The 11,812-nt window shown below is 27.8% G+C and carries 12 protein-coding genes and 1 other RNA gene; 5 read left to right on the top strand and 8 right to left on the bottom strand.

The annotated features are described in order from the left end of the window. A partial coding sequence (locus VBM91_RS01625; RefSeq protein WP_323189072.1) for a ribonuclease J occupies positions 1-1,821 on the bottom strand: 1,821 nt, incomplete at its 3' end. A 219-nt stretch (positions 1,822-2,040) separates the two neighbouring features. Here VBM91_RS01625 and VBM91_RS01620 point away from each other — a divergent pair. From VBM91_RS01620 to ffs, 3 genes are all read left to right on the top strand, one after another. After that, the gene (locus tag VBM91_RS01620; protein WP_323189071.1) at positions 2,041-3,318 is read left to right on the top strand and encodes a hypothetical protein; all 1,278 of its coding nucleotides are present in this window, start codon (positions 2,041-2,043) and stop codon (positions 3,316-3,318) included. Between the two features lies 1 nt (position 3,319). Further along, positions 3,320-4,030 (top strand): pseudouridine synthase, encoded by a 711-nt coding sequence (locus VBM91_RS01615; RefSeq protein WP_323188431.1) that lies wholly within the window; start codon positions 3,320-3,322, stop codon positions 4,028-4,030. A 15-nt stretch (positions 4,031-4,045) separates the two neighbouring features. Next, positions 4,046-4,140, top strand: an RNA gene (gene ffs, locus VBM91_RS01610) — signal recognition particle sRNA small type. A 129-nt stretch (positions 4,141-4,269) separates the two neighbouring features. Here the strand turns inward: ffs and rplL are convergent. Together rplL and rplJ are read right to left on the bottom strand one after the other, a co-directional pair. Further along, on the bottom strand, positions 4,270-4,641 hold the full coding sequence (rplL, locus tag VBM91_RS01605; RefSeq protein WP_257088781.1) for a 50S ribosomal protein L7/L12: 372 nt from the start codon (positions 4,639-4,641) through the stop codon (positions 4,270-4,272). A gap of 31 nt (positions 4,642-4,672) precedes the next feature. Continuing rightward, complete coding sequence (gene rplJ / locus VBM91_RS01600; protein WP_323177393.1) at positions 4,673-5,170, bottom strand: 50S ribosomal protein L10; 498 nt, start codon at positions 5,168-5,170, stop codon at positions 4,673-4,675. A gap of 458 nt (positions 5,171-5,628) precedes the next feature. Here rplJ and VBM91_RS01595 point away from each other — a divergent pair, with 458 nt between their 5' ends. Beyond that, on the top strand, positions 5,629-6,282 hold the full coding sequence (locus VBM91_RS01595) for a hypothetical protein (RefSeq protein WP_323188430.1): 654 nt from the start codon (positions 5,629-5,631) through the stop codon (positions 6,280-6,282). A gap of 117 nt (positions 6,283-6,399) precedes the next feature. Here VBM91_RS01595 and rplT read toward each other — a convergent pair whose 3' ends face one another. The 3 genes from rplT to infC all read right to left on the bottom strand — a co-directional run bounded on the left by rplT (position 6,400) and on the right by infC (position 7,551). Further along, positions 6,400-6,750: a 50S ribosomal protein L20 gene (gene rplT / locus VBM91_RS01590; protein WP_257088787.1), complete on the bottom strand. Its 351-nt coding sequence runs from the start codon at positions 6,748-6,750 to the stop codon at positions 6,400-6,402. Positions 6,751-6,812: 62 nt separating this feature from the next. Further along, positions 6,813-7,001 (bottom strand): 50S ribosomal protein L35, encoded by a 189-nt coding sequence (gene rpmI, locus VBM91_RS01585; protein WP_257088789.1) that lies wholly within the window; start codon positions 6,999-7,001, stop codon positions 6,813-6,815. A 1-nt stretch (position 7,002) separates the two neighbouring features. Next, a complete protein-coding gene (infC, locus tag VBM91_RS01580) occupies positions 7,003-7,551 on the bottom strand; it encodes a translation initiation factor IF-3 (protein WP_416234920.1) in 549 nt (182 codons plus the stop codon). 472 nt (positions 7,552-8,023) lie between these two features. Here infC and whiA point away from each other — a divergent pair, with 472 nt between their 5' ends. Next, positions 8,024-8,896 carry a DNA-binding protein WhiA gene (gene whiA, locus VBM91_RS01575; protein ID WP_323189070.1) on the top strand — a complete coding sequence of 291 codons (873 nt, stop codon included), beginning with the start codon at positions 8,024-8,026 and terminating at the stop codon, positions 8,894-8,896. A 77-nt stretch (positions 8,897-8,973) separates the two neighbouring features. Here the strand turns inward: whiA and VBM91_RS01570 are convergent, their stop codons facing one another. Both VBM91_RS01570 and VBM91_RS01565 read right to left on the bottom strand, forming a co-directional pair. Then, on the bottom strand, positions 8,974-10,821 hold the full coding sequence (locus VBM91_RS01570; RefSeq protein ID WP_323189069.1) for a transglutaminase domain-containing protein: 1,848 nt from the start codon (positions 10,819-10,821) through the stop codon (positions 8,974-8,976). Between the two features lie 555 nt (positions 10,822-11,376). After that, on the bottom strand, positions 11,377-11,802 hold the full coding sequence (locus VBM91_RS01565) for an MscL family protein (RefSeq protein ID WP_323189068.1): 426 nt from the start codon (positions 11,800-11,802) through the stop codon (positions 11,377-11,379). Between the last annotated feature and the right edge of the window lie 10 nt (positions 11,803-11,812).

Raw genomic sequence — 11,812 nt, 5'->3', positions numbered from 1 at the left:
AAAAATTGATTCTTTAACCTTAAGTAATTGTTTCTTCTGTGATTTGCTTAAATTCTTTGTTGTAGGATCATTTAATTGTTCATCAATATCTAACTGTTTACCGAAGTTAAGTTTAACTTTAGCTAATTTTTCATCAGTTGGTTCGTCAAGGAACATAATTGTAGGAATGATAATAGGATTTCTACGTTTTTCTTTGTAGAATAATGTGCTTAATCTATCTTGAATTAATTTTTCCAAATCTTTAACAGATCATTCTGGATTATTTTTAATGTAGTATAGAACTGCACCGTGAGCAACTCTCCTTGTTTCTTCAATTAATTGTTTAGAAGTTTTCACAAAGAAGCTTCCTCTTGTTACAATTTGAGGTCTATTAACGATTGCATTTTTGTTTCTATCAATTAAGAAAACAATATTAACAAATCCACTATCTTTAAGTTTTGCTCTTTCTTGAAGCATTTTTTCTGAAATGTTTAAAACTGTGTTTCCATCGATGTAAATAGGGCCAAAGTTAATTGTTTTATTAGTTGGCTTAATAACGTTATTGTACATTTCAAAGACTTGGCCTTTTTTAGGTATTAAAACATTTTTAGGATTAACCCCATTTTTAATAGCTGTTTGTCCGTGAACTAAACACATTCTGTAGTCACCGTGGTATGGAAGGAAATATTTAGGTCTGGTTAATTTAAAGATTTTATCATGCTCTCACTCATAAGCGTGACCTGATGTATGTAAGTAGCCATCAACACCATTTTCTTTAATAATTGCACCTAATTTGTAAAGTCTATTTGTAAGTAATTCAACGACCATTCTGTTTCCAGGGATTGGACTTGATGAGAAAATAACCATATCACCTTTTACTATTTTAATTGTTGCATGCTTACCATAACTCATTCTAGATAATGCAGCAAGTTCTTCACCTTGAGAACCTGTTGTTAAAACAACAAGGTCTGAATCTTTAATGTTAGGCAAGTCTTTTTTATCAACAATCACACCATTCGGAACATTGATGTAACCTAATTTTCTACCAATTTTAATTCCTTGGATCATTGAACGACCGAATGGAATAACTTTTTTACCTAATTTAGCAGCAAGCTCAATAATAACCTTAACTCTTGTTAAGTTAGAAGCAAATGAAGTAATAATAATTTTTCTTTTTGCAGCACGCATATGACGTTCCAAGTCAGTTAAGATATCTGATTCACTAGGTGAATGCTCAGGTCTCATGGCATTAGTTGAATCTGATAAAAGAACTGTAAGTCCCTCTTTACCAATTTCATCTAATCTTGCAAAGTCTGTATAGTTTCCGATTGGTGTATAGTCAAATCTAAAGTCTCCTGTACACATAAGCGAACCATTTGGGGTAGTTAATCTAACACCGAATGCATCTGGAATTGAGTGTTGAGCGGTTCAAAAGTCAGCTCTACATCCATTTGCGAACTTATAAATGTCTGATTTATTGATTTCAATAAAATCAATTTTTCTTGTAATTTTGTGCTCTTCAAATTTAAGTTTTAAATATTGAATTGCAATTCTTGGAGCAAAAATCTTTTTGATTTTTGTTTGTTTAACTAAATAAACAACACCACCAATGTGATCTTCGTGACCGTGTGTAATGAATAAACCTTCAATTATTTTTCCAGGTTGATTTAAGTATGAATAGTCAGGAATAATACCTTTAACACCAGTGTTGTAAGTGTCTGCAAATTTAATCCCTGAGTCAATTAAGAAAATACGGTTCATATGCTCTACAACTAATGTGGATTTACCGATTTCTTCAACACCACCTAAACCAAATATGTAAGTCGGCTGTTTCTCTCTCATATTACCTCCAAAATATGAACAAATAATGTAATTTTTAATCAAATTATTTAAATAAAATAATGTTAAATACATATAAATATGTATTTGGTTTCTATATTATAAACTATTATTAGTTTATATCATGACAATATCGAATTTTATTATAAAAATAAGTGTTTTAAGATAGCAAACTCTAAAAATAAATATAAAATTTAATTAACACTATTAATAAGGAGAAAAATGTATAAATTCGGTAACCTAAATATCCAACTTAAGCATGTGAATTCAATATTAAAACACAGCAAAATTAATGAAATTATTAAAAAAGTTAATAGCATTCACAACAACTTAGTTTTAAATTTTCAAAACACTGACGATGAAGAAACTAATGTGCTTAAGTATATTGATGATAATCTTGAATTTAACTTAGAGTTAATTAAAGCTAAAGTTGAATTTTTAAAATCTACCAAAATAGATACATTAGTTGTAATTGCTGATGGAGAATCATACTTAACTACTAAAGCGATTTATGATTTTATTTTTAATAATTATTTAAATAATAAACCTGATTTTAATATTATCTTTACACAAAACAACATTTCTCCTGAAGTTTTAACAAATCAACTTTCTTCATTAATAGGGCAAAAATTTGCTATCTATTACATTTCAAAGAGTGCGATTTCTATCGAAAGCTCTGTTTCATTTAGAGAATATAGGAAACTGCTTGAAGCTAACTTGAAAAAAAGCGATAGTATTGAAATGCTAAATGCACTTATTACAGTCGCAAGCACTGAAGCAGATAATATACTTAATAAGATGGCTAAAATTCATAATTATTTATTCTTGAAATTACCTACAAACATACCTGAAAGATATGTTTCAATATTTGATCCATCATCATTATTTGTACTTGAATTCTTGAATTTTAATTCAAGAGAATTAATCGAGACATTTGTCTCAATTATTGAAAAGACGTTGAACACACCAATAAAAGAAAATATTGTGTTCCTTACAGCTATTTTTAGATACATTTTTGCAAGATACAATAACAAGACTGTTGAAGTTATTAATGATAATGATTTTATATTAGATTCCTTTGTTGAATACGTTTGTTCATTATATAACTCAAGTGAAAATAAAGAGAAAAAAGGTTATTTAACAATTAAGGACTCTGTTAATAATACAAATAGTTTGGATAGTGATTTTTCAATCACAACAAACATTGTATTTAACAATAAAAAATACAACTTAAATCAAGACAATAAAAAATTCGACCAGCTAGGTCTCCTAGGTACAAAAGGCGAAAATCAACCTAATTTTAATATCAAAAATAATGCATTTGATAATAATGATTTAATTATTGAATTTGATGAAATTTCAATCAATAATTTGGCTCATTTATTTGCTTTCTTCCAATTTGTTGCAATCTTATCTTCATTGTTATTTGGAGTTGACCCATTATCTCAACCAGGAGTAGAAGTTTATAAACACAACATTTATAATGCTTTACTAAAATAATATGACCAGATTAGATAAATGACTTTCATTTAACTTAAACATCAGTAGAACTGATGCTAAAAAGTTAATTTCCTCTAAAAGAATTAAAGTTGATAACAAAGTGGTTAAATCAATTATTAATATAATCAATGAAGACGTTTGTTTAGATGATAAATTAATCGGTCCTAAACAAGAATTTATTTATGTTTTACTAAATAAACCTGGCCACTATGTTTGTGCAAATTACGATAACTTAAATAAAACTGTTTTTGAATTATTAGATGAAAGCATTAACTCATATAAAGATATTCACACAGTGGGCAGATTGGACAAAGACACTACAGGGCTAATATTAATAACAAATGATGGACAATTAACTCACGATTTACTTTCACCTAAAAAGCATGTTGAGAAAACTTACTATGTTGAAGTTGATAACAAAATTGACCAAAACTTAATAACTGAATTTGAAAAAGGTTTTGATATAGGAGATAATGAAATTGTCTTACCTTCAAAACTTCAAATTCTTTCAAATAATTCTGCAAATCTTACAATAAATGAAGGTAAGTACCATCAAGTTAAAAGAATGTTTAAACATTTTGATTTAACAGTGACTAAATTACAAAGAATTTCATTTGCTTTCTTAGATATTAAAAACGAAACACTACAAGAAGGTCAGTTTAGATATTTAACTGAGGATGAAATTTTAAAATTAAAAAATAGAGAATATTAAAAAATGGTGTTATAATATTTAAGCCATCAGAACAGTAACCCACTAACCTGGTCAGGACAGAAATGTAGCAGCCACATGAGGAAGTGCTGTGTCTGGTGGTTTTGTTTAGATATTTTTAAAGAGAGTCTCACGTACAGCCATGAGCTCTCACTTTTTTTATAGTTAATGAGATAAAAAAGAAAAACCTTACAGATTTTGTAAGGTTTTTTAATTATAAATTTGAATTAATTGAAGTTATATTATTCAACTGAAACATCTGCACCAGCTTCAACTAAAGCTGCTCTAATTTGTTCAGCTTCTTCTGGTTTAATGTTTTCTTTAACAACAGCTGGTAATGTGTCAACGATTTTCTTAGCATCCATTAAAGCAACACCTAATAAGTCTTTAACAACTTTAATGATTGCAACTTTTTTACCGTTGTCAGCTTTTAAAACAACTTTAACGCTTGTTTTTTCTTCTGAACCACCTTCAGCAGGAGCTGCAGCAACAGCAACAGCAGCTGTAGGGTCGATTCCGAATTCTTCTTTCATAGCGTCTACAAGTTCCATAACTTCTTTAATTGACATTTCTTTTAATGATTCGATGAATGTTTCTTTTGTTAATTTAGCCATAATATGTTTCCTTTCAAACTAAATATTTTTATTATTCTGTTTTACCTTCACTTACTAATTTAAGTGATAATGAAATTTGTTGTAATGGTGCCATCATTGAACGTGCAAGAATTCCAAGTGCTTCTTCGTATGTTGGAAGAGTAGCAACTTCTTTAACACCTGCAGCGTTGATAACTTTACCTTCAAATGTTCCAGCTTTTACAACTAATAATTTGTGAGTTTTAGCATATTTTGTAAGTAATTTAGCTGCTGACATATCGTCATTGTTTGAGAATGCGAAAATGTTTGGACCAACTAAGTATTCTGCTAAGTCAGCAAATCCTGTTTGTTGTGCTGCTAAGTTGAATAAACGGTTTTTGTAAACTTTGATGTCAACACCAAGTTTTTTAGCTTCTTTTCTGAACTCTTCTAATTCAGAAACTGTTAAACCACGGTATTCAGCAAAAGCAACAGCTTTAGAGTTTTGAATTTTATCAACAATTTCTAAAACAACTTCTTTTTTAGCTGCTTTTAATTTTGATTCTGACATACTTGTGCCTCCCTTCAAAATCTATTACGCAATACAATTTGAACAGGAATGAGATACACTCGGTAACAAATTAAGTATAAGCATTTATACAGTTACTGTCTATATGTATTGCGTTTATATTATATAGCATAACTTAAAAATTAGAATAATACTTTTGATACTTTTATACCTATAGCATAGTAATAAAAGTAGTTTTATGAAATAAAATTAAATTTTTAATTTTCTAATGTTATTAGTAAATTTTGCTAATCAAAAAAATTGTAATTTTCCTATTTTTCATATTTTGTGAAAATTTCAGCTATTTCTTTTTGTTTTTAAATTTTGTCTTTATAATTCATTTACAGCAATCGGAAATTAATCAATTTCTATCGTTGTTTTTATTTCAAATTTAGATTGATAAAACGCATAATTTAATGCACTATTAACAATAAATTTATATAGATTCACAAGGAGACAATATGAGCAAAAATAAACACGTTATTATTTTAATCAATGGAAAAAGACGTAGTGGAAAAGGTTTATTAAGCAATGAACTTTCAAAACAATTAAAACCTCAATTTGAAGATAACACACACATTTTATCTTTTGCACAACCAATTAAACAAATTACTCAGCCAATCTTAGATGAAATTAATTGAAATGGTCAAGACAAAGAAATTGTTAGACCACTTTGAATCGCTATGGGTGAAGTTGGAAGAAACATCGATACAAACATTTGATGTTCAAGAGTTTTTGAAAAAATTAAATCAATTGCTAACGAATCTTCTAAAGCAGGTAAAAGCAGTTTATTCATCATTGACGACTTACGTTTCCCTAATGAGTTAGAATACTTCAAAGGAAACATTAATTCAGTTAGAGAAATGGTTTCACCTGATGATGAAGTTAAAATTGTTTCAATCAGAATTGAAAAATACTTTGACCCTGAAAAATTTGTTAAAGGTGTTGATGACAACTCAACTGAAACAAGTTTTGATAAATTAGTAAACATTAGTTTTGATCATATTGTTCCTCAAAATACATTAATAGATTGAGAATGAAAACCAATCTTTGCTAATGTTGACGTTACAGCTAAAAGTATCATTAGAAACTTTGTTGACAAACCTCAAAATTAATTTATATAGCTTATATACTATCTCGGAAGTTTATTCTGAGATTTTATTTTGCAATTTTAAGATATCAAAAAGCAAAATAAAACACATCCATTTGGATGTGTGAATAGCAATTTAAAATTAAGCTTGTTTTGCAATATCAACTAAAACTGCAAATGTTTTTGGTTCGTTGATAGCTAATTCTGAAAGCATTTTACGGTTAATTGTAACACCTGCTCTTTTTAAACCGTTAATAAATCTTGAGTAGCTCATTCCTTCTGCTCTAACTGCAGCGTTGATACGAGCGATTCATAATTTACGGAAGTTTCTTTTAACTTGTTTACGGTCTCTGAAAGCGTATGTTCAAGATTTTACAACTGCTTGTTTAGCAACTTTGTAACCGATTGATTTGTGTCCAAAATATCCCTTAGCTAATTTTATTCATTTTTTACGTCTTGCTCTTGTAACTGTTCCACCTTTAACTCTTGCCATAATTTAATTCCTTTCTTAAATAATGTTAATTATTATCTTGTTTATGAATTAACTTAACAAGATTAGATTAAAGCTTTAAATCTTTTAAGGTCTGATTTAGACATAAGAGCAGCTTTACGTGAGTGACGTTTTTGTTTTGTAGTTTTGTTTTGTGCTAAGTGTGAACGGTAAGCTTGTTCTCTTAAGATTTTACCTGTTCCTGTAACTTTAATACGTTTTTTTAACGCACTTTTAGTTTTCATTTTTGGCATTTTATTCTCCTTCTTTAGCATCTTGATCTTTTGATTCAAGATTCTTTTCTTTTTGGTATCTAAGTACTTTTTGTTTATTTGGTTGGAGATTCATGTCAAGGAAACGATTATTGATTAATTTAGGTTCTGATGTGATTTCAGCAATATCTTCTAATGTAGCGAAGAATTTTTCTAAAGTCTTGATTCCTAAATCTTTCATCAATAATTCACGTCCTCTTAATTTTAATGAAACTTTGATACGGTCACCTTTTAAAAGAAATTCTCTAGCTTTTCTACTTTTTGTAAGTAAATCATTTTCTCCAATCATTGCAGTTAATCTAACTTCACGATTTTGGATAATTGTTTGTTTTTCTTTTAGTTCTTTATTTTTCTTTTTACGGTCATATTTAAATTTACCGTAATCAAGAATACGACAGATTGGTTTAGGTTCAACGCTTATTAAAACTAAGTCCATTCTCTGGCTTTTTGCCAATTCAATTGCTTCAGATGTGTACATTACACCTATTTTTTCTTGATCTGCTCCAATTACAAAGACTTGTTTGAATGGAATATCAGAATTTACGTAATGTTCTGAAGGTGTTTTCTTTCCTTTTGCTTGAATAATATACTCCTTAAATAAATGTTAAGTAAAAAAGTGGTTACCCACTTCCTTGTTCTACTAAAAAAGGTATCAGAATTTTTGATACGTTTAATTGTAGCTAAACCCAAGACTATGGTCATCAGGTGAGAAGTGTCTTCTACTTTTCTGCAATTTAAACTTTTATATTGCTTTTTAATTTTATCAAAAAAATATTTTTTGATTAACCTTACATATAACTATGTTATATGTTAGTTTTTAACTAATATACCTATGTTTAAGGTAAAAAAGTTTTAGAAATTTCATTTATTCAAGTAATTACAAATAAATTTATTTTATTTGACTGTCTAAATCCAACTTTTATATGCATTTTTATGAACTAAAAATATTGCTTATTTGTTAAAAAATAACTTACATAAAATGTTATATTTTTTATAATTAAACTATGAATAAAGAACATAAAACATCATTTAGTTGGGAGCTAAAAAAAGAAGTCATAAACAACTTATCTAAACCACACGAAATTAAGAGGTTTTTAAGTGGTTTACTTTTTTGTGCTGCAGAAGTTGAAAAAGATTTTTATGTTCTCAAAATTAAAAATGAATATCTTTATTCAAAATTACTTAGAAAACTTGAAAAAATTAATATTAAACCAATCATTAATCTAAAATGAAAAACTAAAATCTTAATTAAGATTCCTGACCTTGAAATGATTGAGGAAATTGATTTTAAAGATTCACTCACAAGTTTTTTTGCTGGTGTATTCTTTGGGAGTGGTAGCATCTCAGGAAAATCATCAACTTCATACCACTTAGAAATTTCTTCACATAATCCTGGACACTTAGTAAAAATTCAAGAAAAACTAAATCAATATGACTTTAATTTCAACTTCTTGAATAGAAATAATAAATACATAATTTACCTTAAAAATAAGGAAAAAGTTATTGACTTTCTAGCAGCTATTGATGCTAAAAAGTCTTGGTATAAGCTTCAAAACATAATTATTGCTCGTGACTTTGAAAATGTTGTTAACCGTATTAATAATATTGATATGAGTAATATTAATAAGATTGCAAAGAGTACAATTAAACATATTGAAAACATTAACTACATGTTTGAAAATGGATTAGATATTTATTTCACAGACAATCAACTTGTTTTATTTAGATTAAAAGTTGAAAATAAATGATTGTCGCTTCCTGAATTGTCAAATTTACTTAACGCTGAACATAATATGTATGTTTCAAAAAGTGGAATAAATCACTGATTTAGAAAACTTAATGAAATTGTTACAGAACACAAAAATACTAAAAAATAGAATTTTTGCATCTCTATAACTTGAGATGTTTTTTTAATCAAAAAAGCAAACATTTTAGTCTGCTTCAATTTCTGTTGTTATTGTAAGTTTAAGTCAAATAACTTAACTAATTTGCTTTCTGAATTTTGATCTCCAAATGAAAATTCAAGTTTGTTTTTATTTTGATTTAGGAAGATAAAGAAGTTTTTGTAATCTCCACTATATACAAATTCTTTTTTAAGTTCTGCTGTCTTAATGTTGTATGAATAAATGTAGTTAGCATTATCATCTTTAGCCATAAAGAACATTTTATCCCCGTGCATAGCAGCCTTTGGTAAAACTTTTAAACTTAATCTGTTGACTAATGAACTAAATCCATCAACTGTGTGAATTGAGTTTTCAATATTTTCATTTGGAATTGTTTTGTTTGTTTCTACATATTGCAATTTAGGTTGATTATCTTTTGTTGAAACAAAATATAACTTATGATCATTATAGTTTAACGATGAAATTTTTTCTCCATCTGAATACTTATCTTTAAGTTTGTAAGCTCATTTATTAAATAATGAATTATGCATTTCTTGAGAAATAAAGTTAATCGCTTCATTTGAACCGTCATTTGGGCCTAAATCAAATAATGTGAAATCTGTTGTGACTGCATTTTGATGATTGAAAAAGTTTTTCATTTCAAAATCTAAATCAATTTCACCTGATTTTCCTAGAGGGAAGTATTTTTCAGCTTTACCTGTATCTGCATGTGTTGGATCAGTTGAGAATCATTTACCATCTTCATTTTGGATATTTAATCAAGTATGGTAGTCACCTTGTATCACTTTGTATGAAATATTTAAGTTCGATAAAAGTAGCGCCATTTGATCAACATAATGTCTACATACACCTTTATGTTCAATGTAGGCAAAGTCAAGTGAATTCATTGTTTCTGTACCTGATTCAGTTTTATAAATTAAGTTTTCTAAAACGTATTTACCTAGAACATATACTTTTTCATAAGTATTCATTGAGTTATCGACTAAACTAAGTGCATTTTCAATGTATTTATCAACAACTTGATTCATATCATTTCTTCTAAAGTCATTTGCATTTATTAAAATTCCATAAACTTTATTCTGTGGTGTAACTTCAAATGAAATTGATGATGTTGAAACTAATGAAATTTGTTTGAAATTTCTAAAACCTGATTTTAAGAAATCTTTAACAACTTCATAATATGTATCGGCAGGAATTAAATATCCATTTTTATCATAATTGATTCTTCCATTTAATGGTTTGTAGTTTTCTTCATTTGAATGATCTTCATTTTTATCTGAAACAACTCTTTGAACGATTTCTTTGAAATGTTCTCTAACTTCATCAATTGTCATTTCAGATTTTAAAGAATAAGTAGGAGGATTTATCGCAGCTAATTGCTTATTAAAACCTTTAACAAATGTTGAAAACATTTTGTTAATTTTTGCATATTCTTCTTTAGCAGACTCTACATTATTTCCTACCACAGTATCTCACCCATCAATTACTGTATTAATTTTGCTAAAAATCACATCGGCAAAATTTTTGTAAGATCCATATTGCTCATCAGTTCCTTCAGGTCTAGCCATATGAAATACAAATGATTCAGCACGTCCTTTATAAACATTTGCATAATTGTTCAAGTAATTGTTAAAATCAACTCTTGTTTGCTCAATTTGTGATTTATATGATTCAACACTATTTAATTTTTCTGGAGCATCCGGTTCTGGTGTTACTGGATTTGGTTCTGGATCTAGTGCAGGAGCAGGATTTACAGGTTTTGGTTGTATTGGCGTAGGTTTTTCTGACTCAGCAGGCGTCGGCTCTTCAGTATTTTTATTACCACAAGAAATTGCTGAAATCAACAAACTTGTTGCAGGTGCTAAAAATAATAATTTAAATAAACTTGATTTTTTCATAAGTCTCCATCTGTAAGTAAAAACAAATAATTACTTTACTTACTCTTTATATAATTAAATGATATAACATTTATTATATTTTTACCTAATTAATTAATTTATTCTAAAAACTTAATAGATTAATAAAAATAAAGAAATTTAAATCCATGGATTTATATTGAATTGATTGTTTTCCTTACAGTCTCAAAATCTAAACGTTTTTTTAAAATGACCAGTCTTGGAAACACCTTTAAATGCAGAACATAAATAATTACATTTATTAATTCTTAAATCTTCAATTTTCTTATTAAATTCATCCTCAATTTAATTATAGACCGTTGGTTATTGCGAAGATTTATTTCTTACCCCCACGTCGCATAGGTTTAAACAACTATTCGTCACTGTCATAGGTTTAAAAGTATTAAAAATAATAAAAAACATGAATGATATAAACTCTAATTTTCAATATCGAAAATATCTATTGACCATTATTTATTTTTCAATTTGAACTTCATTTGAAAAAGTCACAAAAAAACTACCTTGTTAATTAGAAGGTAGCTTTTCATTTTGCATAAATTATTTTTTATCCATTTTGTCATTAAGTTTAACTAATTCTTTTAAGATTAATTCTTCTGTTGTAGGTTTAGCTGGAGCTTCAACAACTGCCGGTTTTTTAGCATCTTTGTGAGCTGCAATAGCGTTAGCAATTAAGAAGTATCCTAATAAAATTGCAAATACAACAAATGAAACAATAATAAATGTTAATAATGCAGCTAAGAATTTTCCGTAAAGAACACCATTTGATTCCATTTTTGCTAATTCGTCAAATCCTAATACTTTAGAAATTGGGTTCATAATAATATCGTTTGCTAATGAAGCGACTAAAGCACTGAATACTGCTCCTAAAATGAAAGCAATGGCTAATAATAAAATGTTTCCACGTTTTAAATTGTTTTTAGCGTCAACTAATGATTTTTTGAAAATTGAAGGTTTTTTAGACATTTCAATTCCT

It is taken from the genome of Mycoplasma sp. 2248, from assembly GCF_034863245.1.
Classification (GTDB): Bacteria; Bacillota_I; Bacilli_A; order Mycoplasmatales; family Metamycoplasmataceae; genus Mycoplasmopsis.
Note: the sequence above shows the minus strand (reverse complement) of the source record. Positions and strands in the feature narration are given on the sequence as shown.